The sequence below is a fragment of the Amycolatopsis sp. N2S4-7 genome, from assembly GCF_058119595.1.
In genome coordinates this window covers 547,960-570,754 of sequence record NZ_CP172299.1, presented here as the reverse complement: position 1 = coordinate 570,754, position 22,795 = coordinate 547,960, and the positions used below count along the sequence as shown (strand labels likewise).

Below are 22,795 nucleotides of genomic sequence, written 5' to 3'. Positions count from 1 at the left end.
CCTAGGGGGTGAGGATGGCCCGGCCGCGCACGCGCCCGGCGTCGAGGTCGGCCAGCGCGTCGAGCGCGGCGTCCAGCGGGTACTTCTTCGTGTGGAGCGTGACCTTCCCGGCCTGGGCGAGCACCATCAGCTCGGCCAGGTCGTTGTAGGTGCCCACGAGGTTGCCGACGATGTTGCGCTCGGTGGAGATGATGTCGATGGTCGGGATCTCGATGTTCGAGCCGTAGCCGATGACGAAGTGCGAGCCGGCGCGCCGCGTCATCGCGAACGCGTCCTGCTGGGCGCCCTGCTCGGCGACGAAGTCGAGCACGACCTCGGCGCCGTTGCCGCCGGTCAGGTCGAGCACGGCGTCGACCTGCTTGCCGTCGGCCAGCACGGTTTCGTCGGCGCCCAAGGCCGACGCCAGTTCCAGCGCGTCGGCGTTGCGGTCGACCACGATCACGCGCGCCGCGGACAGCGCCCGCAGCGACTGGATGCCGATGTGCCCGAGCCCGCCGGCGCCGTTGACGACGCACGTGGTGCCCGGGTACAGCTGCGGGACGGCCTTGCGCACCGCGTGGTAGGCGGTGATGCCCGCGTCGGCCAGCGCCGCGACGTCGGACGGCTGGGTCGCCGGGTCGAGCTTGATGCACGCCCGCGCCGACGTCAGCAGGTACTCCGCCATCCCGCCGTCGGAGTCGATGCCCGGGAAGCTCCCCCCTGCGCAGTGCATGTCGTCGCCCGCGCGGCAGGCGTGGCACAGCCCGCACGTCGGCGTCGGGTGCAGGATGACCGTGTCGCCGACCTCGACGTTCGTCACCGCCGGGCCGACCTCGTGCACCCAGCCCGCGTTCTCGTGGCCGATCGTGTACGGCAGCGTCACGCCGGACTTCTCGGCCCACTGCTCCTCGATGATGTGCAGGTCGGTGCGGCACACGCCGGCGCCGCCGATCTTGACCACGACGTCGAGGGGTCCGGTCGCGCGCGGCTCCGGTACCTCTTCGATCACCGGGTGCTGGTGGTACTTCTGCAGCCGCACGGCCTTCATCCCGTGCCCTCCTCTTCGCTGGTCAGCGAGTACCGCGCGCGCAGCATGCCGCGGCACACGCCCGAGTTGGCCTCCATGCTCGTGCGGGTCAGCCGGGCGAAGGCCAGGTGGCGTTTCGCGGCGGCCGGGGCGACCGCCCGCCCGGTGGCCGGGTCGAGCAGCAGCGGGTCGCCGTCCTCGGCGGGCAGCCCCAGCTCGCGGCGCCGGGCCCGCAGCCGGTCCAGGTCGGGGCTCGCCGGGACATCGCCGAGGGTCAGGGCCGACGGGTCCCGCCCGGCCAGCGACCGGCACACGCGGTCGGTTCCCGCCAGCACCGCCTTGCGCACGAAGTCGTGCCGCAGGCCGTCGAGCTCGTCGACGGCCTCGCCCTCGAACGACGCGACGAACCCCTGCCGCGCCGCCACCCCGCGGTTGATGACGTCGGACGCGAAGTGGTCGTCGAGCCGGATGTCGAGCCCGGTCAGGCCCGGCACCCCGGCCACGGCGTCGTAGGCGTCCGCGACCATCAGGAACGCGAAGTTGGGCGCGCAGAAGTACGTCGGCAGCCGCAACCGGATGACGGCGTGGCCCGCGTCGCTCACCTCGCAGCGGGCGACGAACCCGAGGTCGGTGAGGGGTTCGTCCAGTTCGGGATCGCGGACGGTGCCCAGCGCCGCCCAGACGGCGGCGCGGGCACCGGTCACCAGCGTGGTCATGAGCTCGGCACGCCGACCGGCTCGACCGTCTCCGGGTCCTTCAGCCGCAGCTCCTCCGGCACGTCGATGTCGTAGAGGCGGGCGGCGTTCAGCCCGAGGATCTTCTTCTTCTGGTCGACCGTCAGCGGCGCGAAGTCCGAGAGCTCCTCGTCACCCGGCATGTTCCAGTCGACGAAGCCCTCGACCTGCCATTTCGGCTCCCAGATGGCGTAGTCCGCGCCGAAGATCAGCTTGTCCTCGCCGAGCCAGAACATCAGCTCGCCCATGACCTTGGCGAAGAACTTCGGCCGGGCGTGCATCAGGCCGCCGATCACGACGGCCAGCCCCGCGTAGACGTTCCGCTCCTGGGTGGCCATGAAGCAGAAGTCCTCGATGCGCGGCAGGCCGACGTGCTCGACGATGAAGTTGAGCCCCTGGAAGTCCGTCGCCACCTTGTCCACGTCGGACACGTCGAAGGCGTCCTTGTCCAGCGGCCAGATCGTCGGGCCCTTGTGGACGTGGACGTTCTTGACGCCGAGCTCCTCGCACTTCTCGAGACAGCGAGCCGCCTCGGGGTCCTTGAGGCTCCAGCCTCGGGAGTCGCCGCGCCACTCGGCGGTGTAGAGCTTGACGCCCTTGCAGCCGTACCGCTTGACCCGCTCCTCGAACGCCTTCATGCCCTCGTCGCCTTCACGCGGGTCGAAGGTCGTGTTCACCAGGAACTTGCCGGGGTGCTTCTCGGCCAGCGCCCCGTCGGCCTCGGTGGTGTTGAAGCCGTTCTTGTACCACTGCCGCAGGTTCGTCGGCTGGAAGATGGCCGTGTCGACGTGCCCGACCTCGAACAGGTCGTGCATCATCAGCTCCTCGGAGTACTTCTGGAACCGGTCGATCGGCCAGTGCGTCTCCTTCGGGCCGAGGCCCTGGTAGGCGTGGAAGCACTCGATCCACCCCTTGGCGTATTCCTCCTGGCCCTTCACCCAGTTGTCCGGGCTCGCGTCCCAGAAGTGGGTGTGGCCGTCCACCACGAAGTATTTTTCGCCGTCTTTTTCGTACATGGGTGATCCTTCCTGAGCGGATCGAGTGCGTCCTTGCGTTGTCTGCTAACGAATCGGCTTGAGGTCGAAGTCGAGGTACTCGGCCGCGTCCTCGGGGTTGGCGAACATGATCGTCCGGTCGTCTTCGTGGATCATCCGCCCGTAGTGGGTGGACATGCTCTCCTCGAACTCGGCGGCGTTGAACCAGCCCTCCTCCTCGCCGGCGGCCTCGTCGACCTCGGCGTAGACGACCTCCATGCGGCCGACGGCGTCGACCCGGATCATCGAGGGCAGCGGCGTGATCGTGACGTTGTCCTTCGTCCCCATCACCTCCGCGATGATGGCGCCGACCTGGTTGTTCATCAGGGTGAACCCGCACATGTTGGAGGCGGTGTTGTCCGCCTTGAACGGGCTTTCCGCGGTTTTGAAGACAGTCACTGGCCCAGCTCCTCGGGTGCCTTGAGGCCCAATTCGGACAGGATTCCGGCGAACCGGCTCTTCACGCGGTCGAGACCGTCCTCGAACCGGATCGGCTTGGCGTCGGGCTGCGACCACAGCGGCTGCAGCGCGCGGGCGGCGGCGATGCTGCGCGGCACCCAGTCCTGGAGCCACTTCTGCAGCAGGGCCCGGTTGTGGTCGGCGAACTCCTTGTCGTTGACCAGGAGGTGGAACATCGCCTTCGTGTAGCGGAGGTCGCGTTCGGAGAAGTCGAACTCCTCGGCGCCGATCAGCGTCGGCGTGACGAAGTCGCCGTTGGCCGGCGCGGCCTGCTGCACCAGGTTGCTGCGGAACAGCTCGCCGACGAGGGGCTCGAAGACGACGTTCGCGGCGAAGATCGCCTCGCACCAGTCGAAGATGCCGGTCAGCTGCTCGGCGGTCTCCCGCACGCCCTGCCAGGCCGGGTCCTCGTTCCAGGTCGCCAGGTGGGCCGTGCCGTCGAAGCCCTCGACCTCTTCGGTGAGCGTGAGGTTGTACAGCGCGAGGTCCTGCGCCGCGCGGATGCGGTGCATGCTGTTCACCGAGATGGCGTTGTTGTGCATGTTCGTCGGCGCACGCCGGTTGGCGTTGGCGTACAGGTAGAGGCCGAGGCCGTGGTCGACGTGCATCCACGCGCCGACGTGCTTGGCGACGAAGTCGACCCAGTTCCGGTTCCACTGCTCGAACGCCTTGGCCTGGCGCGCGGCGTCGATGTTCTGGTTGAGCTGGCGCACGACGTTCGCGTTGTAGCGGTAGAGGGTGAGCTCCCACTCCTCGTTGGGGTCGCGGAATTCGTGCCAGCCGTGGGCCGGCCACTCGTAGCCCTGGCCGCCGGAGCCGGGGCTGCGTTCGGGCACCGGCCGGTCCGAACCCCACGCCTTCAGCGCGGTCCACTCGAGCGGGTACCCGGCCTTGCCGTCGGCGAAGGCGTAGAGCCAGCCCTGGGCCAGGTAGTGCCGCGGGTCGGGCTGGACCTCGACGGTGACGTCCTCGTAGTGGCTCTGCTTGCGCTTGGCGGCGGTGAAGTAGTTGAACCGCCGGGCGTCGGAGTCCGGGAAGACCTTGGCGCCCGCTTCGGCGTCGGTGAACGTCGGCTTGGGCACGCTGCGTTCTTGCGTGGCTGTCATGGGATCCGTCCTCTGTCTCAGGCGTCGGATTCGCCCGTGGTGGTGAACTTGTCGTAGAAGACGCGCTTGTCGGCGACGCCGAGCGCGGGCAGCAGTTCCAGCGCGGCTTCCACCATCGGCGGCGGCCCGCAGACGTAGGCGTCGGCTCCGGTCAGGTCGAGACCGGCCCGGCGCAGGACGTCGGTGATCAGGCCGGTCTCGCCGTCCCAGCCGTCGTCTCCCGGCTCGGAAAGCGCGGGTACGTACCGGAAACCCGGCAGCTTCTCCTCGAGCGCCCGCAGTTCCGCCTCGAAGCAGAGGTCGTGCCGGCGGCGGGCGCCGTAGTAGAAGGTGGCCTTCCGGTCGATGCCGCGCTCGGCCATGGCCCGCAGCAGCGCCAGGATCGGCGCCATCCCGGCCCCGCCGCCGACGAAGACCAGGTCCGCGCCCGGGTTGTCCCGCAGGGTGAACACCCCGAACGGGCCGGTCACCCGGAGCCGGTCGCCGACCGCGACAGCGGTGTCCAGGAACCGGGAGAACAGCCCGTCGGGGTAGATCTTGATGACGAACTCCAGCAGCCCGTCCCGTGCCGAGGTGTTGGCCATGGAGAACGACCGAGTCTGCTCGGTCCCCGGGATCGCGAAGTCCAGGTACTGGCCGGGGAAGAACTTCAGCTCCCGGTCCAGCCGGACGACGAGGTGCCGCAGGTCGTGCGTGACGGGGTCGTTGGCCACGACCTCGGCGACCGCCTCCTGGATCGGCAGCCCGGACTGGATCATCTCCTCGTCGTAGTTGAGCAGCTCGATCGTGAGGTCCTCGTAGGGGTGGGCCCGGCACAGCAGCGTGAAACCCTCCTCCTTTTCGTAGTCGGGGAGCGCGAAGGTCGAGTACCGGTCGTGTTCGACGTCTTCGCCGTCGAGGATGAACGACTTGCAGGCCGCGCACTGCCCTTCCTTGCAGCCGTGCATGAGCATGACGCCCTGCTCGGCGGCGGCGCGCAGGATCGTCTGGTCCTCGGCGACGTCGATCTCGATCCCGACCGGCTCGAACCGGACGCGGTGCTTCTCTGCCATGCCGGGCCCTTCCCCTGTCAGGCCTGCTGCGGCGCCGGGCGGCCGGCGGGCCCCTGGCGGTTGTAGTCGGCCTGGAAGGCGGCCCGTTCCTCGTCGGTCATCCGGTTCAGCAGCACGTTCGGCGACTGCACCTCGGGCATCCGGCGCAGGTGGTCGAGCGTCCACATCTTCTTCGGGTCGAGGTCCAGGTGCGGCTGCGCGACCATGGTCTTGCCGTCGTCGCGGACGAAGCCCATGTCGGACACGACGTCGGCCCAGTTCCAGCCGTGGTAGAGCGTCTCCCACTCGCGGGCGCCGACCAGCTGGCCCATGTTCGGGGTGTTGCGGCCCTGGTAAGTGGGCCGGAACGCCTCGGCGTCGGTCCAGCGGCAGGTCTCCGAGCAGTACGTCCGGTGCTGCCCGTCGACCTCGTCGACCACCATGTCCTCGCGGATCAGGCACGGCACCATGCAGGTCCAGCAGCGGTGCGGGTACACGTAGTCGACGTCCTCGGCGACGATCGGGTGGTGCCCGTTCGGCGTCGCGAGGCGGGCGTAGTTCTCCCACCACTTGCCGTACTTGTCGTACCAGCCCGGGTACTTGTACTCGAACCACTCGAAGTCTTCGTCGGTCATCGGGTCGATGCGCCAGTAGTTGGCGAGCCACCCGGTGGCGAAGAACTGCGCGACCTCGTGGACGTAACCCTTGTTCCAGATCCGGTTCCACGCCTCTTCGATGAGGTCGTGCGGGATGACGAGCCCGTACTTCTCGAGCGGGACGAGGTAGCTGCGGTAGTAGTCGTCGTAGATCCAGCGCCGCCACATTTCCGCGTAGCTCTCGCGGTCCTTGCGGCGGTCCTTGGTGCCGTACTCGATGAACGTGCCGATCGCGGCGTCGACGACGGCGTGGTTGTTCCACCACGCGTACCGCAGGTCGCGTTCGAGCAGCTGGTGGTTGCTTTCGTCGGACAACGCCATCAGCAGCGTCGCGTAGCCGTTGCTGATGTGCCGGGACTCGTCGGACTGCACCGAGTGGAACACCGTCGGCAGCAGGTAGTCGCCGTTCGCGGCGGCTTCGGCCGGCATGGCGACGAACAGCGTGTTCGTGAACGCCGTTTCGGCGACGATGGTGAGGTAGATGCTCGCCGCGGTGATGGCGTCACCGGTGATGAAGCCTTCGGCGAACTGGCGGCCGATGGTGCCGCAGTAGTCGTTCTGGAAGTTGCGCAGGCTCGAGTTGAAGCCCGCCGGGTCGATGTAGTTCTGCATGTACAGGCGCTTGAGGTTCTGCTGGATCGTCGAGTGGCGGACCTCGTCGATCATCTGGATCGCCTGGCCGTTGTGCAGCTCCGGGTTCGGCACCGTGCGGAACAGCAGCGGCATCGCCCGCGCCGCGGAGATCTCCGGCAGCGGGATGATGGACAGGAAGAGCTTCTGCCACTCCAGCCAGCGCTCCTGGACCTGGCGGAACATGTTGCCGCGGATCGCGCCGTCCTCGGCGCCGTAGACCCGGTGGTCCTTCTCCTCCTGCATCGGGAAGTACGAGCGGAGGACCTGCTTCAACGGGTCCTTCTTCTTGGCCTTCTGGAAGGTGTAGTCGGTCCCGTAGTGCGAAACCGGGGTGTGGTACGCCGGTTCCCACGACAGTTCCTGGATCTTCTGGTGGGCTTTCGCCACACTCTGGCGACTCATGGATCACTCCTTATCCGTGGCTCCTGCCTACGGCGGCCGAGCGGGCTCCCCTCCCGGCCGGGGGTTCGGGGCGCACGTCCTGCGTTGACCATTGAAGGGGCGCCCGCGAGTGACGCGGGTCTCAATCTGAGACAGAACCGCTGTTCAGGGCGCTTGACCTTCGCCCAGCATCCGGGCGCGCAGTTCGGCGAGCTCGCTGTGGACGCCGGCCTGCACGCGCGCGTCGCCTTCGACGGTGGGCACGATCCCGAGCGCCCGCAGCAGCGCGGCCGCGGGTTCGCCGGGATGGCCTTCCCCGCCGAGCACGGGGTGCAGGCCCTGCTCGGCCAGGTGCGTGAAAACCAGGTTCACGATCGTCCACGGGTTGTACGTCTCGGCGGCCATGGATCCATCGCACCGCCGCCCGCGCGGCCGGAGCGTCTCAATTTGAGACACCCCGCCGGCCGCGGCGCGTTTACGCTGGACAGGCGGCACAACGGGTGTGCCCGCACCCACGTGGGCCGCGGGAAGCTGGAGGTCACGTGGACGAGATCGCGCCCGGAACCCTGCTCGCCGACGACGAGCTCGCCCGGACCCGGGTGCGTTTCCTGACCGCCGAGCCGGTCCCGCCCGGGACGGTCCGGCAGACGATCCTGGCCTCGTGGCGGCGCTCGCGGGAGTTCCGGGTGCAGGCCGAGCGGATCGACCCGCTCTACCTCGGCGACCAGAACCGCGACATCCCGCTCATCCGCGGCGCCGAGCCGGTGCTGGACAAGCTGGGTGAGCAGTTCGAGGGCCAGCCGATCAGCCTCATCCTCACCGACGCCAGCGGCGTCGTCCTGACCCAGCGCACCGGCGACGCCGATCTGCGCCGGCACCTGGAGCGCGTCGAGCTCGTGCCCGGGTTCAGCTACGGCGAGCAGTCCGTCGGGACGAACGGCATCGGCACGGCGCTGGAGGACGGCCGCGCGACGACGGTGTTCGGCCACGAGCACTACGCCGAGCACCTGGAGAACCTCGCGTGCGCGGGCGTGCCGATCCACCACCCGATCTCGGGCAAGAAGATCGGCGCCGTCGACCTGACCTGCTGGTACAAGGACGCGGGCGGGCTGCTCATCGCGCTGGCCCGCTCGACGGCCGAGCAGATCCGGCAGGCGCTGCTGCGGCACAGCGACCTGCGGGAGATGATCCTCTTCCAGGCCTACCTGCAGACCTGCCGCCGGTGGACCGGCATCGTCCTGGCGTTCAACGAGGACATCGTGATGATGAACGACCGGGCCCGGCAGCTGCTCGACCCGGCCGACCAGTCGGTGCTGCTCGGCCACGCCACCGAGGCGCTCGCCGAAGGGCGGCGGACGCCGGCGACGCTCGCGCTGTCCAGCGGCCTGCGGGTCCGGGTGTTCTGCCGCCGCGTCCCGGGCCAGCGCGAGACCGACACCGCCGGCGGCGTGCTGTCGGTGAAGCTGATCGAGGCCGACGAGCCCCTGGCCGTGCCGACGCCGATGCTGCCGATGTACCTGCCGGGCGTGGTCGGTTCGGCGCCGCTGTGGCTGCGCTGCGGCCACGAACTCGACACCGGCCACCAGCGCGGCGATTGGGTCGCGCTGGAGGGCGAGCCGGGCACCGGCAAGCTGACCCTGGTGAAGGGCCTGCACCAGCGCCACCACCCGGCGGCGCGGCTGGTGACCGTCGATGCGGCCCTCACCCCGGACTGGGCGGCGGTGCTGCGTGAACACGCCGAGGCCCCGATCCGCACGCTGGTGGTGCGCCACGCCGACCGGCTGGCGGCACCGGCGGCGAACGCGCTGGCGGCGCTGCTGCGCGAACTGCGGGACCGGGCCGACGCGCCGTGGGTCGTGGCCACGCTCGTGCCGGAGGCCGAGACCGAACCGGCGCTGGCCGAGCTGCTGAAGTCGTTCCCCCGGACGGTGCGGGTGCCGCCGCTGCGCCACCACGTCGACGACCTGGCCGAACTGGTCCCGCTGGTGCTGAGCAAACTCGGCTACGGCGGCCGGCTCACGTGCTCGGCGGCCGCGTTGCACCTGCTGATGCGGGCGGAGTGGCCGGGCAACACCGGCCAGCTCTACGACGTGCTGCGCAAGGTGGCCCAGCGCCGCCGGGCCGGCACCATCCGCCCGGGCGACCTCCCGGCCCAGTTCCACGCGGTGACGCGGCGGCCGCTGAACCGCTTCGAGTCGATCGAACGCGACGCCATCGTGCGGTGCCTGGAGGACGCGGACGGGAACAAGGTGCGGGCGGCGAAGCTGCTGGGGATCTCGCGGGCGACGATCTACCGCAAGATCCACGAGTACGGCATCGTGCCCCCGGCCCGGTGACCGGTCAGCGGGCGGCGAGTTCGGCCAGCTGGTAGGCCAGCTTCGCCCGCACCGGCGGCAGGGACAGCGCCACCTTCAGCACCGCGTTGCGCGCCATCCGCGCCGGCCGCGGCCGCAGCGTCGCCATCCGCGTCATGCGGTCGGTGAACGCCACGACGCCGGTCGCGACCGGGCGGCGCTTCGCCTCGTAGCCGTCGAGGATCGCGTCCGGCTCGCCGCCGGCGACCCGCGCCAGCAGGCGGCCGAGCGCGACCGCGTCCTGGATGCCGGTGTTCATGCCCTGGCCACCGGCCGGGCTGTGCACGTGGGCCGCGTCGCCGGCCAGGAGGATCCGGCCGGCGCGGTAGTGGTCGGCCACCCGGTGGTGCACGCGGAACCGCGAGCTCCACAGCACTTCGGTGACGCGGGTGCGGCCGCCTTCCGGGCCCCGCGCATCCACAATGGACTGGACGTCGGCGATGCCCGGCTTCTCGGGCGCCTCGGCGACGGTGGCGACCACGCGGTAGCGGTCGGCGGCGCCGGGCAGCGGCGCGACCACCGTGACCCCTTCCGGCGACAGGTGCAGGCTGACCTCCTCGCGAGCCAGCGGCCAGCTCATCCGGACGTCGGCCAGCACGAAGGACTCGGCGTAGGTGGCGCCGGTGAACCCGATGCCGGCCTGCTCGCGGACGGTGCTGTGCATGCCGTCGGCGCCGATCACGTACCCCGCGCGCACGGTGCTCGCCACACCCTCGCCGTCTTCGACGGTCACGGTGACGCCGGTGCCGTCGCCGGCGACGGCGGCGACCCGGTACGGGCGGTGCACGTCCCCGCCCGCCTCGCGCAGCCGCGCCAGCAGCACCGCTTCGGTCTGATCCTGCGGCACCATCAGCGTGTACGGGTAGTCGGTGGGCAGCCCGCCGAACGGCACGGTGGCCAGCACCGAGGCGCCGTCGCGGACGGTGAACGTCGGGACCACGACACCCAGGTCCCGCAGCCGCTCGGTGACGCCGAGCTCGGCCAGCACCTCGAGGGTCCGGGCGTGCACCACGCAGGCCCGGGAGGTGTTCGCGCCCTCGGCCTGGCGGTCGAGCAGGACGAAGTCGGCCCCGGCCTCGGCCAGGACGATCGCGGCGGCCAGCCCGGCGGGGCCGGCGCCCACGACGAGCACGTCGGTCCGGGCCGGCAGAGAGGGGGTCATGGCGGGCTCCTTCGGTTTGCCAACAACTGTTGGCATGACTGTAGGCGCGCCCTCGCTCGCGTGTCAACAAGCGTTGGCCTACACTTGTTGGCATGGTTGATTCGCCCCGCCGCTCCGACGCCACCCGGGCGGCCATCCTCGAAGCCGCGCGCCGCCGGTTCGCCGCCGACGGCTTCCGCCGCGCGACGATCCGCTCGATCGCCGCCGACGCGGACATCGACCCGTCGATGGTGATGCGCTACTACGGCAGCAAGGACGGCCTGTTCGCGGCGGCCGTCGACGTCGAACTCGACCTGCCGGACCTGGCCGCGGCCGATCCGGCCACCGTCGGCGAGCTGCTGACCCGGCAGTTCCTGGCCCTGTGGGAGCGGCCGCCGACCGACGAGATCCTGCTGACGCTGCTGCGCTCGGCCGTCGCCGACGACGCCGTGGTCGAGAAGGTGCAGCAGGTGTTCGCCGGCCAGGTCACCCCGGCGGTCCTGCGCTGCGGGGCCCCGGCCGGCGCCCCGCGCCGCGCCGGGCTCGTCGTGAGCCAGCTGCTCGGCCTGGCACTGACCCGGTACGTCCTGCGGCTGCCGCCGGTGGTCGCGCTGACCCCGGCGGAGATCGTCGCCGAGATCGCCCCGACCGTCCAGCGCTACCTGACGGGCGGCTGAAGCGGACGAGAACCGCCCGGGCCGGGTTTCCCCGGCGGGCGGCTCCCTCGCTCCCCCGCGGTCGGCACTCGTCACTTCGGCGGCGGGTTGACCGCCGCGGCGACGTCGGCGAGGGTCTTCTCGTCCACCAGGCCCGTGTCCTCCAGCACCTCCATGTGGTCGAGGACCGTCTGGTTCGCCTGCCGCGCGTGGCGGCGGATGACGTCGTTCTGCGTGCCCGCGCGGACTTCGGCGATGGTCGCGAAGATCTTGCCGTGCGACGCGCGCAGCAGGTTCACGAACAGCTTGTCGAACTCGAGGCCCTGCGCGGCGGTCAGCCGGCGGACCCAGCCCTGCTGCTCGGCGCTGGCCTGGTCCGGCAGGGTCACGCCGAGCATCTTCGCGTCCTCGCGGACGAGCTGGTCGAGGTGGGAGTGCCCGTCGAGCAGGTGCAGCCCCGCGCGCTTCACGGCGTCGCTGCTGGCGTGGGTCTGCGCGAGGTCGCCGGCCGGCATCTCCCAGAGCCCGGCCTGGCGGACCTTGACCAGGAACGTCTTGTCGAGCTCGGTGACCGGCCCGGCGCCCGCCACGTCGGCCGCGGCCGCGGCGGCCGAGCCCATGTCCATGCCGGCCATGCCCTGGCCGTAGGCCGGGACCTGGGCCTGCGTCTGCGCCTGGGCCGGCTGCTCGGCACCGGCCCGCAGCACCATGACCGACCCCACACCGACCACGGCGAGCGTGGCCACGACAACCAGCGCCGTCCGGGCCTTGACCCGGCCCGTCATGCCACGGTGATCCGGCATCGTTCCTCCTTCTCGCGACAGGTACCTGTACGGGCTACACGGGCGCCGCCGCGGCGGAGTTCACCGAAATCCGGAAGTTTTTTCTTGTGCACCAACGGGATCCGCACAGAAGAGTCCACTGTGGAGACACAAGGAAGAGGCGGCCGCGAGCGGGCCGGACGTCCCGGGCGAGTGCCGGGGTCACCCATCTTGACCGATGCTCTTGCCGTTGGCAAGTATTGCGTCATGCAAACCCTCGAAGACGCCGCCCCCGGCGCCGATCCGGACGTGGCCGCCCTCGACGGCCTGACCCTGGTCCTGGTCGGGATCGCGTGGGAATGCGCGCACGCGGCCCCGCCCGAGGTCACCTTCCCCCAGACGCGCCTGCTGCTCATCCTCGACCGCCTCGGCCGGGTCCCCAGCTCGCGGCTGGCGGCGGCGATGAGCGTCAACGCGTCTTCCGTGACCCGGCTGGCCGACCGCCTGGAGGCCCTCGGCTACGTGGCGCGCGGCCGCGACCCGCGCAACCGCAGCGTCGTCACCCTGGAGGTGACCGCGGCCGGGCGTGAGCTCGTGGCGCGGATCCTCGACCGGCGGCACGCCGCCCTGGGCTCGCTGCTCGACCGGCTGCCGCCGTCGCAGCGGAAGGCCGCGGCCGCGGCGGCCCGGCGGCTGGTGCACGCGGCCGCCACCGTCCCGGCGCTCGGCCCCGCACCGCTGTGAGTGCCATCCTGGACGGCATGCCGACCCGCTGGACGTGCCCGCGCTGCGACCGCGAGTTCGCGCGCGCCCGCCAGGGGCACACCTGCGTGCCCGGGTGCACGGTCGACGAGACCTTCGCCGGGCGCGACCCGCGGCAGCGCGCGATCTACGACGCGGTCGTGGCGCACGTGCGCACCCTCGGCGACGTCCACGAGGACGCCGTCAAGGTCGGCGTGTTCCTGAAGCGGGAGCGCAAGCTCGCCGAGCTGCGCCCCCGCTCCCGTGACGTGCTGGTGTACCTGTGGCTGCCGGGCCCGGTCACCACGGCCCGCATCGCCCCGGCGAGCTGGGCGAGCGGGCCGCGGGTGGGCCACCGGCTGAGCCTGCGCGCAGTGTCCGATGTGGACGACGAAGTCCGCGGGTGGCTGACGATCGCCTACGAGATCTCCTGAATCAGGAGCCCGCGGGTCCGGTCCAGCCCTCCGGGACGTGCCCGATCCGCACCCGCTGCGGGTGGTCGCCGACCGGCACCGAGACGAGCTTGCGGCCCGTCGCGAAGTCGATCGCGGTCACCTGGTCGGCACCGGCTTCGGAGATCACGCAGGCACTGCCGTCCCCGCTCACCGTCGCCCAGTACGGCTTCACCGCGGGCACCAGCTGGCCCTGCTGCAGGGACGCGCGGTCGACGACCGTGGCGTAGTCGTCCATGGTCCCGGCGATGCAGAGCTTGTCCCCCGCCGGGCTCATCGACATGCCGTGGTGGCGGGAGTCGTTGACGAAGGTCTTGCGGTCGTCGCTGGTGGCCGGGTTCTTCGGCAGCTCCTTGACCCGCGTGATCTTGTCGGTCGCGACGTCGTACTCCACGAAGCCGTTGAAGAACGACACCTGGAAGTACAGCTTCGACTCGTCCGGGGTGAACGCGACCGGCCGCACCGCGTCGGACAGGTCCTTCCGGCCGAAGGCGTCGAGCCGCTGCCGCATGTCGATCACCTTGACCTGGCGGAACGTCGCGGCGTCGACGACGGTGATGCGCCGGTCCCCCTTGGTGAAGTCCCAGCCCGGGTCGTCGAGGTCGGTGTTCACCTCGCCGATCGACATGTTCCACAGGGTCCGGCCGCCGTCGGTGAAGACGTTCTCGTGCGGCTTGTCGCCGGTGGCGAAGGAGCCCACCTGCTGCCCGGTGACGATGTCGAGCACGTGCACGGTGTTGGACGTCGAGGCGGACACGGCGACGCGGCGCCCGTCCGGCGAGACGGCCATGTGGTCGGAGCGGAAGCCCGACACCGGGAAGCGCCAGTTGATCCGGCCGGTGGCGAGGCTGATCGACACGACGTCGGCGAAACTCGGCCGCGACGCCACCACCGAACCGCCGTCCGGCGTGGTGTACATGTCGTCGACGAACTGGTCGTGCCCCTCGCCGGGCCCGTTGCGGATGCCGAGGAAGAAGGCCAGCTTGACCGGGTTGAGGTAGATCTCCCGCAGCCGTTCGTCCTTGTCCGGGATGACGTTCACCCGCCCGATGCGGGCGAAGGAGCCCCGGGACTGGATGACGTCGGCCGTCCCTTCCCAGTTGTTGCCGACGAACATCACCTCCCGCAGGGCCGCGGGCGCGCCGTCGGCCGGCACCGCGGCGCCGGCCGCCAGCAGGGTGACGGTGGAGGCCAGGTACGCCAGGCGCGAGAGGTACGACCGCCGTCGGCGGGTGCTCGGGGAAGTGCGCACGGGAAAACACCTTTCGACGTTGAAGAGGTGCGACGACAACCTCGCGATCGATGGCTTTCGCGAGGTAGAGGGGTTACTGTCCGGTATGGCCACGATAACGGCCCACCGGAGCTCCTCCGGTAGGGCCGCTCGCCCAACATCGCGGTCGCGGTGTTGTGGCCGTGCCACAACGGGTTCGGGAGGGTGCCGTGCCGGCGTCGCCACTGCTCCGGCAAGTGCTGGACGCGATGGCCGCGGACGAGGCCGTGCTGGACGAGCTGGTCAAGGCCGCGCGGACCCAGTCGCCCGGCGTCGCGCGGCTGCCGGAGGCCGAGAACCGGCGGCACGTCCAGTTCCTGCTCTCCGCCGCGCTGCGGGCCACCACGAACCCGGACACCGCCGACTACACCACCGCCGAGGCGCTGGGCGCCGACCGTGCGGCGCAGGGTGTCCCGCTGACCGATCTGCTGCGGGGCGTCCAGGCCGGCCGCACGCTCGCCGCCCGCGTCGCGGTCGAACGCGCCCGGGCCGCCGGCGTGCCCGACGACCTCATCCTCGAAACGATCCTCGACGCCGAGCGCTACACCGGCGCGCTGGAGCGGCACATCGTCAAGGGCTACCACGCCGCCGAGCTGCAGCTGTCGCGCACGGTCCGCGACGCGCGGACCCAGCTGCTGCGCACCCTGCTGCTCGCCGGGCACCCGCCCACGCCGGAAGAGGTCCGGCAGGCGGGCCTGCGGCCCGAAGGCCGGTACTCCTGCGTGGTTTCCGACGTCAGCGATCCCGCGCGGGCGCGCACGCTCGAGCAGGCGCTCCTGGAGTTCGGCGGTGTGTACGGGCTGGTCGAAGGCAGGCTCACCGGCTTGGCGGCCCGCCCGCCCGCCGGGGTCGCGCTCGCCGACGACGTCCTGCTGGTCGTCGCGCCCCCGGCCGCCCTGCCCGAGCTGCGGGAGGTCCACCGGCTGTGCACGGCGGCGGTGCGCGTCGCCGCCGGGCGCGGCTACCACGACCTCACCGAGCTGGCGGGCGAAATCGCGCTGTCGGCCCAGCCGCTGCTCGCGGGCCTGCTCACGACCGGCCTGCTCGGCGCGCTCGACCGGGGCAACCCGTTCCACCACGAGCTGGCGGCGACGGCGCTGGCCTACCTCGACCACGGCCAGCGGCTGCGGACCACCGCCGAAGCCCTGCACCTGCACCCGAACACCGTCCGGTACCGCCTCGACCGGCTGGCCGAGCTCACCCCGCTGGCGCTGGCCGAGAACAGCGGCGGGCGCGTGCTCGACTCCGTGCGGGCGTGGTGGGCCCTGCAGCACTGGCTCGACGGCACCTGACAACCCGGGCGATGATCGATAAGGTCACGCGCATGGGTGAACTCCGCCGCATGCCGGCGACCACGTCCGGCGGAGAATGCGTTTTCTGCGCGATCGGCACCGGCCGCGCCCCCGCGGCTTTCGTGCACGAGGACGACGAATTCGTCGGCGTCGTCGACCTGCGCCCGGTGACCACCGGCCACCTGCTGGTGCTCCCCCGCGCCCACCACGCGGACCTGGCGAGCCTCCCGCCCGAAGCGGGCGCGCGGATGTTCACGGTCGCCCAGCAGCTGGCGGCGGCCCTGCGCCGCACGGACCTGCCGTGCGAAGGGATCAACCTGTTCCTGGCCGACGGCAAGGCCGCGGGGCAGGAGATCCCCCACGTCCACCTGCACGTGATCCCCCGCCACGCCGGCGACGGCTTCGTCATGGACGCCGACTGGCGGGTGCGCTCCCGCGAGGAACTGGCGGAGGTCGCGGGCAAGGTCAAGGCGGCGCTCTAGGCGGGGTGCAGCTTGTCCGGGTGGTGCACCGCGGTCTTCCCGGGCTTCTCGCTCCGCACGAGGTACTGCGGCTCCTCCGGCGACGCCTTGACGTCGCGCTTGCCCGTGATCACCGCGGGTACCCGCCGCTGAGGTGGTAGTCCTTGAGCACCAGGGCGTTCGCCGCTTCGCGGACCGGGCGGGCCATCTGCTCCAGGACGCGGTTGCGGCCCGGGAGGTACGGCATCAGCTTGATCATCCGGGTGTTGAACCACGCGAACGCCCGCGACTGCGGGAGGATCCCGCGCAAGGCCGTCTTCGCGAGGGCCTGGTTCTTCTCGACGTACGGCCGCATTTCCGCCTCGTACCGGGAAAACGCCACCGCGAAGTCGCCCGCCGCCGCGGCCAGCTCGCCCGCCAGGACGTACGCGCCCGCCAAGGCGAGGCTCGTGCCCTGCCCCGACGCCGGCGACGGGCAGTAGCCCGCGTCGCCGAGGAGGGTCACGCGGCCGGCCGAGAAGTGGTCCATCCTGATCTGGCACACCGGGTCGAAGTAGAAGTCGCCCGCCTCGCGCATGGACTCCAGCAGCTCCGGGATCTCCCAGCCCAGGCCGGCGAACTGGCCGGCCACGAGGTCCTTCTGCGCGTCGACGTCACGGCGGTCGTAGGCCAGGGGCGGCGCGCTGAACCAGAACGCGGCCTTCGCGTCGTCGGCGCGGGCGGTGCTGTAGACGTTGACCATCTTGCCCGGCGCCGCCGAGTGCAGCAGCTCCCAGCGGTCCAGCTGCTGCGTGTTGGGCACGGTCGAGATCGAGATGTAGGCGTCGAACCGGCGCAGGAAGTCCTCCTCCGGGCCGAACGCGAGCGCGCGGACCCCGGAGTGCAGGCCGTCGGCGCCGACGACCAGGTCGAACCGGCGCGCCGCGCCGTGGGCGAAGGTCACCTCGACGCCGTCGGGCCCCTGGTCGAGCCCGGTGATCCAGTCGCCGAAGACGTACTCGGTGTACTCGCGGGTGCTGTCGTGGAGGATTTCCGCCAGCTCGCCGCGGAGGATCTCGGTGTCGTCGCCGTGGCGGAAGCCGAAGGTGTCGGCGTCGAGCGTGGCGAGCTCCTTGCCCCGCTTGTTCACGAAGGCGGCGCCCCGCATGGCGGTGCTCGCCGCGTGCACCCGCTCGAGCAGGCCCATCCGGCGGACGACGTCGACGGCCACCCCGCGGATGTCGACCTTGTAGCCGCCTTCGCGCAGGCTCGGGGCCCGTTCGACGACGACGGCGTGGAAGCCGTGGTGGTGCAGCCACCAGGCGAGGGCGGGGCCGGCGACGCCGGCGCCGGAGATCAGGATGTTCTTCGTCATGCCCCGAACGGTGGGCGCGGCCGCTGACCGCTCACGAACCGAGCGCGAACCGCCGCTGACCGAACTCCTGAACGGCCTGGTCGGACGGCATTTCCCGGCCGCGGCCGTAAGCGACGGCGTAGGCCTCGGCGCCGATGCGCCCGCGGACGCGGTCCGCCACGCCGCCGACGTCGGGGTCGCCGGAGACCGGCGCCCCGCGCAGCCCGACCGCGACGCCGAGGAGGAACGCGGCCCGCTCGTCCTCTTCGCGCGCGGCGAGAACTCCGGCCAGTCCTTCGATCGCCTGGGCCGCGCCGGGCAGGTTCGCGTGGTCCAGTGCCGTGGCGAGGGCTTCCTGGTGCAGCTCGGTCGCCGCATCGAGGTCGCCTTCGGCCGCCGCCGTCCAGCCGAAGCCGGTGTGGAGCCGGATCCGCGTCTCGCCGCCGGTCACGGGGTCGGTGGCCAGGCCGATCGCCGAGGTGTACCAGCGCCGGGCGGCGGCCAGGTCGCCCGCTCGGCGCGCGATTTCGCCCAGCCCGCCGCGAGCTCGGGCGAGGGTCAGCGGCGTCCCCGCGGCGCGGGCCTGCTCGGCGGCGGCTTCGTAGTCGGCTCTCGCGGCTTCGGCGTCGCCGGCCCGGAGCACGCCGTCGGCCCGGCGGCACAGCAGGTCGGCGGCGTCCTCGACGGCACCGAGCTCACCGGCCAGCCGGACGGACTCGTCCATCAGCTCGCGGAACCGCACGGGGTCGCCGCGCCAGTCCGCGAACTCGGCGAGCTTCTCCAGCGCGCTCGCCTCGCCCCAGCGGTCGCCGAGGTCGCGGAACCCGGCCAGTGCGGCCGAAAAGTGCGTCTCGGCTTCGGCGATCCGGCCTCGGTACTGCGCGCCGAGGCCGTCGCCGATCCGCGTGAACGCCCGCGCCCAGGCGTCCGGGCCGACGAGCGCGGCGAGCCGCTCGCCGTCCTTCGCTTTGGTGTGCGGGGAAAACGCCCACAGGAGGAAGAGGTACGGGTACCGCAGCGGCCCCTCGAGCCGCTGCAGGACCGGCTCGACCGCGACGTCGGTCGCCGAGGCGTGGATCAGGCAGAGGACGTACTCCTCGGCCAGGCCCGGCGGCGGTTCGGGGCCGACTGCGGCCAGCACGGCGTCCGCGAACGGCGTCGCCTCGCTTCGCAGGCCGCGCAGCCACCAGTACCAGGTCAGCGCCGCGATGAGCCGCAGCGCGAGTTCCGGGGCCGCGGTGACGCTCCAGCGCAGGGCGGCGTGCAGGTCGGCGTGCTCGGCGGTCAGCTCGGCCAGGGCCGTCAGCTGGTCCGCGCCACGCAGCTTCGGCTCGGCCGCGCCCGCGAGGTCCAAGAAGTACTTCGCGTGGTCCGCGCGCCGGTCGTCGCCCTGCTCGGCGCAGAACGCCCGGATGGTCTCCAGCATCCGGTACCGGCCGCCGTCGAACTCGACGAGGGACTTCTCGACCAGGCCGGTGAGCACGACGTCGGTGTCGGGGACGGCGCAGACCCGCTCGGCCGCGTCGAGCCGCGCGCCGCCGGCGAACACCGCGAACCGGCCGGCCAGCTGCTGTTCCGCCGGGTCGAGGAGGTCCCAGCTCCATTCGACGACGCCGCGCAGGGTCCGGTGCCGCGGTTCGGCGGTCCGTTCGCCGCGCGACAGGAGCTTGAAACGGTCACCCAGCCGGGTGGCGACGTCGTCCGCGGACATCGACCGCAGCCGCGCGGCGGCGAGCTCGATCGCCAGCGGCAGGCCGTCGAGGGCCGCGCAGATCCGCGTGACCGCGCTCGCTTCGGGCTCTCGGCCCGGGGCCGACGCCTTGGCCCGGTCGGTGAACAGCCGCGCCGCGGCGGCCGCGGGCAACGCGCCGACCGGCACCAGCGTCTCGCCGGTCAGGCCCAGCGCTTCCCGGCTGGTGGCGAGCACACGCAGGCCGGCGCACTCGCGCAGGAGGCGCTGCACCAGCCTGGCCGCTTCGGCGACGACGTGTTCACAGTTGTCGAGGACCAGCAGCAGCGGCCGGTCGGCGAGCCCGGTGGCCAGGCGGTCGGCCGGGTCCGGCGGTGCGCCCGGCGCCAGGACGCCTTGTTCGCGCAGGCCGAGCGCGGCGAGCACGGCCCGGGGGACCTCCGTCGTCGTCGCCAGTTCGACGAAGCACACTTCGCCGGCTTCGCGGGCCGCGGCTTCGACGGCGAGCCGGGTCTTGCCCGCGCCGCCCGGCCCGGTCAGCGTGACGAGCCGGACGCCTCGCAGGGCTGCGGTGAGGTGGTCGAGTTCGGTCCGGCCGACGAAACCGGTGAGCGGTACCGGAACCCGCCGGGCCGGGGCCGGGGTGGCGGCCCGCAGGACGGCGGCGTGCGCGTCCGCGAGTTCGGCCGACGGGTCCGCGCCGAGCTCGTCGGCGAGGCGCTCCCGGACGGCGGCGAACACTTCGAGCGCTTCGGCGGATCGGCCGCTGCCGTGTAGCGCCCGCATGAGCTGGGCGGTGAGCCGTTCGCGCAGGGGGTGCTCGCGCGTGAGCTCCCGCAGTTCGGCGACGAGCCGGTCGTGGTGGCCCAGGGCCAGCCCGGCTTCGACGCGGTCCTCGGTCGCGGCCAGCCGCAGCTCCGCCAGCCGGGCCGCGACCGGCGGATCCGCGAGGCCGTCGAGCGCGGGCCCGCGCCACAGGGCGAGCGCCTCGCCGAAGAGCTCCAGCTTCACACCCGGATCGGCCGCTTCCCTCGCCTGCGTGATGAGACGTTCGAAGCGGTGGACGTCGACGTCCTGCGGGTCGACGGCCAGCCGGTACCCGGCGGGCGTGAACTCGACCAGGCCGTCGGGCCCACCGCCGTCCCGGAGCCGCCGCCGGAGCCGCGAGACCTGGGACTGCAGCGCCTCGGCGGCGCCCTCGGGCGGGTGCTCGCCGTGCAGGCCGTCGATCAGCCGCCCGGAACCGACGACGCGGCCGGCGTCGAGGGCGAGCAACGCGAGCAGCCCCCGCAGCTGAGGGCCGCCGAGGGCGACCGGTGTCCCATCGGGACGGCGGGCTTCGACCGGCCCGAGGATGGCGAACTGCACGGGGAAGATTCTGGCCCAGCACGAGGGCCCGGCGGTCGGTTTTCGGTGAACCGGACCGACCTGCCCCCCGCGTCGAGGAACTCCAGCAGCCGCACGGCCTCCGCCTCGACCTCCGCCCGCTCCCCCGCCGCCAGCCGGTCGTGCGGCGTGACGTCGAGACCGGACCCGGACAACCGCCAGTCCGCTCGATAAAACCCGTCCACCAGCACCGTTCCCCGCGAAGCGCCGTTGCCGGGCGGCAGCGGGACCCGCCGCCCCGGCGGGAGCACCCGGGATCGATCGGCGTGCGCGAGCAGGACGTTGTCGTACTCGGGCAGGAACCGCGGCGGCGCCGGGGTTTCCGGGTCCGGCAGGAGACCGTCCTCGACGTCGTAGAGCAGCTCGCCGGACTCCGCGCGGTGCGTCCGCAGCCCCATCGGCTCGACGACGTCGCGCAGCCTCGTCCGTCCCGACCACGCCTGGACGTCGGCGACCGAAGCCGGGCCGAACGCGCGCAGGTAGCGGCGCACCACATCCTCCAGCGATGGTCCGTCGGCCAGCGGACGGCCGAGCCAGCCTTCCAACGTGGTCAGCGTGGCCGGGCCCGTCGACCCCCACACGCCGCGAGGTGTCACCTGCGCGGTCGGCACCAGGTAGCCGACCGCGTACGAGAGCGCTTCGGCGTCCTGCCCCGGCCACCGGACGGCGAGCGCGTCCTGCAGCTGCCGCCGGGTGCGGGGCCGCTCTTCGAGCAGCTGACGGCCGAAGCGGGCCACCGCGTCGAGGTCGGCGTCGCCGATCCGGCGGCCGAAGTGGCCGGTGTAGCCGCCGGCCACCACCGGCTGGACCAGCGGCCGCAGCACCCGGGCGTCCTCGGCGAGGACCAGGTGGACCGTTCCCCGCATCAGCAGCCCGCGCACGGCGGCGCGGCCGGTGACGAGCGACGCCAGCTCGTCCGGCCGGAACCGGTCGAGCCGCGTCCACAGCCCGACGTACGGCGCGAGCGGGGCCTGCGCCTGCATCCCGACGAGGTGCCCGAGCATCGCGGCCGCCGGGCGCGACGACCGCTCGAGGAGGTGCTGCCGCGCGAGCAGCGCCCGGTTGAGCGCGCGGACGTTCACGCCCGCAGCCCGCGGAAGAACGCGCGGACGTCGGCCACCAGCAGGGCCGGTTCCTCCATCGCCGCGAAGTGGCCGCCCTCGGCGAAGTCCGACCAGTGCGCGATCTTCCCGTCGGGGTCCATGATCCGCCGGACCACCGGCGAGCTGTTGAACACCGCCCAGCCCGCCGGGACGTCCGACGGCGCCAGCCAGCCGTGGGCCGAGTGGGCGGCCTCGTAGAGGAACCGCGCCGCGCTCGCCCCGCTGCGGGTGAACCAGTAGAGGCTGACGTTCGTCAGCAGCCGGTCGTGCCCGACGCCGCCCCCGGGGTTCGTCCACGCCTCGAACTTCTCCGCGATCCAGGCCAGCTGGCCCACCGGCGAGTCGGTCAGCGCGGCCGCGATCGTCTCGGGCTTGTGCGACTGGAGATCGAGGTAGCCGCGGGCCGCCTTCCACGCCTCGCGGGCGGTGTCCAGTTCGGACTGTTCCGCCGGGGTCAGGTTGTCCGGCATCGGCAGCTGTTCCCCGGCCAGCGCGATCGTGCCGCGGTCGCTGTTGACGTGGGTGCCGAGGACGCGGTCCGGGTACAGCGCGGCGAGCCGGCCGGTGACGCCCGCGCCGATGTCGCCGCCCTGGGCGGCGAAGCGGTCGTAGCCGAGCCGGGTCATCAGCTCGGCGAAGGCGTCCGTCGTCCGGGCGAGCTCCCAGCCGGGCCCGCTCAACGGCGTCGAAAACCCGAACCCGGGCAGCGACGGCACGACGACGTGGAAAGCGTCCGGGCCCGGCTCGGTCAGGGGACCGATGACGTCGAGGAACTCGGCGAAGGAACTGGGGTAGCCGTGGGTCAGCAGCAGCGGCACCGCGTCGGCCTGCGGCGACCGGACGTGCAGGAAGTGGATGACCTGACCGTCGATCATGGTCGTGAACTGCGGAAACGCGTTGAGCGCCGCTTCATGGGCGCGCCAGTCGTAGCCGTCTCGCCAGTACCCGGCCAGCTCCCGGACGGCGTCGGCGGGGATGCCGCGGGACCAGTCCGGCTCGTCGCCGGGCACCGGGGCCGGGAACCGCGCGTCGGTGAGGCGCCGGTGGAGGTCGTCCAGCTCGGCCTGGGGGATCTCGAGGCGGAAGGGGCGGATTTCGTTCGTCATGGGAAGGAC

20 protein-coding genes and 2 pseudogenes are annotated in these 22,795 nt (G+C 72.2%); 6 read left to right on the top strand and 16 right to left on the bottom strand.

The genetic code is table 11. The features are described 5' to 3' along the window. Position 1: 1 nt before the first annotated feature. The 8 genes from ACH54P_RS02735 to ACH54P_RS02700 form a co-directional block, all read right to left on the bottom strand. Positions 2–1,027 carry an NAD(P)-dependent alcohol dehydrogenase gene (locus ACH54P_RS02735; RefSeq protein ID WP_489910715.1) on the bottom strand — a complete coding sequence of 342 codons (1,026 nt, stop codon included), beginning with the start codon at positions 1,025–1,027 and terminating at the stop codon, positions 2–4. Further along, a complete protein-coding gene (locus tag ACH54P_RS02730) occupies positions 1,024–1,722 on the bottom strand; it encodes an iron-sulfur cluster assembly protein (protein ID WP_489910714.1) in 699 nt (232 codons plus the stop codon). The genes ACH54P_RS02735 and ACH54P_RS02730 overlap by 4 nt, the downstream gene beginning before the upstream one ends. Next, positions 1,719–2,756 carry an amidohydrolase family protein gene (locus ACH54P_RS02725; RefSeq protein ID WP_489910713.1) on the bottom strand — a complete coding sequence of 346 codons (1,038 nt, stop codon included), beginning with the start codon at positions 2,754–2,756 and terminating at the stop codon, positions 1,719–1,721. The genes ACH54P_RS02730 and ACH54P_RS02725 overlap by 4 nt, the downstream gene beginning before the upstream one ends. A 45-nt stretch (positions 2,757–2,801) precedes the next feature. Continuing rightward, positions 2,802–3,173, bottom strand: coding sequence for a propane 2-monooxygenase effector subunit MimD (gene mimD, locus ACH54P_RS02720; RefSeq protein ID WP_489910712.1), 372 nt, complete (start codon positions 3,171–3,173; stop codon positions 2,802–2,804). After that, positions 3,170–4,339 (bottom strand): ferritin family protein, encoded by a 1,170-nt coding sequence (locus tag ACH54P_RS02715; protein WP_489910711.1) that lies wholly within the window; start codon positions 4,337–4,339, stop codon positions 3,170–3,172. The genes mimD and ACH54P_RS02715 overlap by 4 nt, the downstream gene beginning before the upstream one ends. A 17-nt stretch (positions 4,340–4,356) precedes the next feature. Further along, complete coding sequence (locus ACH54P_RS02710; RefSeq protein WP_489910710.1) at positions 4,357–5,391, bottom strand: NADH:ubiquinone reductase (Na(+)-transporting) subunit F; 1,035 nt, start codon at positions 5,389–5,391, stop codon at positions 4,357–4,359. Positions 5,392–5,408: 17 nt separating this feature from the next. Then, positions 5,409–7,061, bottom strand: coding sequence for a ferritin family protein (locus ACH54P_RS02705; protein WP_489910709.1), 1,653 nt, complete (start codon positions 7,059–7,061; stop codon positions 5,409–5,411). A 144-nt stretch (positions 7,062–7,205) separates the two neighbouring features. Continuing rightward, on the bottom strand, positions 7,206–7,445 hold the full coding sequence (locus ACH54P_RS02700) for a hypothetical protein (RefSeq protein ID WP_489910708.1): 240 nt from the start codon (positions 7,443–7,445) through the stop codon (positions 7,206–7,208). Between the two features lie 137 nt (positions 7,446–7,582). Between ACH54P_RS02700 and ACH54P_RS02695 the strand changes: the two genes are divergently transcribed. Beyond that, on the top strand, positions 7,583–9,376 hold the full coding sequence (locus tag ACH54P_RS02695) for a sigma-54-dependent Fis family transcriptional regulator (RefSeq protein ID WP_489910707.1): 1,794 nt from the start codon (positions 7,583–7,585) through the stop codon (positions 9,374–9,376). Positions 9,377–9,380: 4 nt separating this feature from the next. On the opposite strand, the gene ACH54P_RS02690 is transcribed toward ACH54P_RS02695, so the two are convergent. Further along, a complete protein-coding gene (locus ACH54P_RS02690; protein ID WP_489910706.1) occupies positions 9,381–10,556 on the bottom strand; it encodes an FAD-dependent oxidoreductase in 1,176 nt (391 codons plus the stop codon). A 92-nt stretch (positions 10,557–10,648) separates the two neighbouring features. On the opposite strand from ACH54P_RS02690, the gene ACH54P_RS02685 reads away from it, so the two are divergent. After that, the gene (locus ACH54P_RS02685; protein WP_489910705.1) at positions 10,649–11,212 is read left to right on the top strand and encodes a TetR/AcrR family transcriptional regulator; all 564 of its coding nucleotides are present in this window, start codon (positions 10,649–10,651) and stop codon (positions 11,210–11,212) included. 71 nt (positions 11,213–11,283) lie between these two features. On the opposite strand, the gene ACH54P_RS02680 is transcribed toward ACH54P_RS02685, so the two are convergent. Then, a complete protein-coding gene (locus tag ACH54P_RS02680) occupies positions 11,284–11,994 on the bottom strand; it encodes a DUF4142 domain-containing protein (RefSeq protein WP_489910704.1) in 711 nt (236 codons plus the stop codon). 225 nt (positions 11,995–12,219) lie between these two features. On the opposite strand from ACH54P_RS02680, the gene ACH54P_RS02675 reads away from it, so the two are divergent. Next, complete coding sequence (locus ACH54P_RS02675; RefSeq protein ID WP_489910703.1) at positions 12,220–12,696, top strand: MarR family winged helix-turn-helix transcriptional regulator; 477 nt, start codon at positions 12,220–12,222, stop codon at positions 12,694–12,696. Between the two features lie 17 nt (positions 12,697–12,713). Further along, entirely contained in the window at positions 12,714–13,127 is a 414-nt protein-coding gene (locus ACH54P_RS02670; RefSeq protein WP_489910702.1) for a DUF5655 domain-containing protein, read from the top strand. A 1-nt stretch (position 13,128) separates the two neighbouring features. Here the strand turns inward: ACH54P_RS02670 and ACH54P_RS02665 are convergent, their stop codons facing one another. Beyond that, positions 13,129–14,397, bottom strand: a complete 1,269-nt coding sequence (locus ACH54P_RS02665; protein ID WP_489910701.1) for a YncE family protein — start codon at positions 14,395–14,397, stop codon at positions 13,129–13,131. A 188-nt stretch (positions 14,398–14,585) separates the two neighbouring features. Here ACH54P_RS02665 and ACH54P_RS02660 point away from each other — a divergent pair, with 188 nt between their 5' ends. Continuing rightward, entirely contained in the window at positions 14,586–15,707 is a 1,122-nt protein-coding gene (locus ACH54P_RS02660; RefSeq protein WP_489910700.1) for a helix-turn-helix domain-containing protein, read from the top strand. 32 nt (positions 15,708–15,739) lie between these two features. After that, complete coding sequence (locus ACH54P_RS02655) at positions 15,740–16,189, top strand: HIT family protein (RefSeq protein WP_489910699.1); 450 nt, start codon at positions 15,740–15,742, stop codon at positions 16,187–16,189. Here ACH54P_RS02655 and ACH54P_RS02650 read toward each other — a convergent pair. The 5 genes and pseudogenes from ACH54P_RS02650 to ACH54P_RS02630 form a co-directional block, all read right to left on the bottom strand. Further along, positions 16,186–16,293 (bottom strand): annotated as a pseudogene (locus tag ACH54P_RS02650) (hypervirulence associated TUDOR domain-containing protein); the annotation flags it as partial. The gene ACH54P_RS02655 and the pseudogene ACH54P_RS02650 overlap by 4 nt on opposite strands. 5 nt (positions 16,294–16,298) lie before the next feature. Next, entirely contained in the window at positions 16,299–17,522 is a 1,224-nt protein-coding gene (locus ACH54P_RS02645; RefSeq protein WP_489910698.1) for an FAD-dependent monooxygenase, read from the bottom strand. 31 nt (positions 17,523–17,553) lie between these two features. Next, positions 17,554–20,559 carry an ATP-binding protein gene (locus ACH54P_RS02640; RefSeq protein WP_489910697.1) on the bottom strand — a complete coding sequence of 1,002 codons (3,006 nt, stop codon included), beginning with the start codon at positions 20,557–20,559 and terminating at the stop codon, positions 17,554–17,556. Positions 20,560–20,648: 89 nt separating this feature from the next. Next, a pseudogene (locus ACH54P_RS02635) lies at positions 20,649–21,581 on the bottom strand (winged helix DNA-binding domain-containing protein); the annotation flags it as partial. A 74-nt stretch (positions 21,582–21,655) separates the two neighbouring features. Beyond that, positions 21,656–22,786, bottom strand: a complete 1,131-nt coding sequence (locus ACH54P_RS02630; protein ID WP_489910696.1) for an epoxide hydrolase family protein — start codon at positions 22,784–22,786, stop codon at positions 21,656–21,658. Positions 22,787–22,795: the final 9 nt, after the last annotated feature.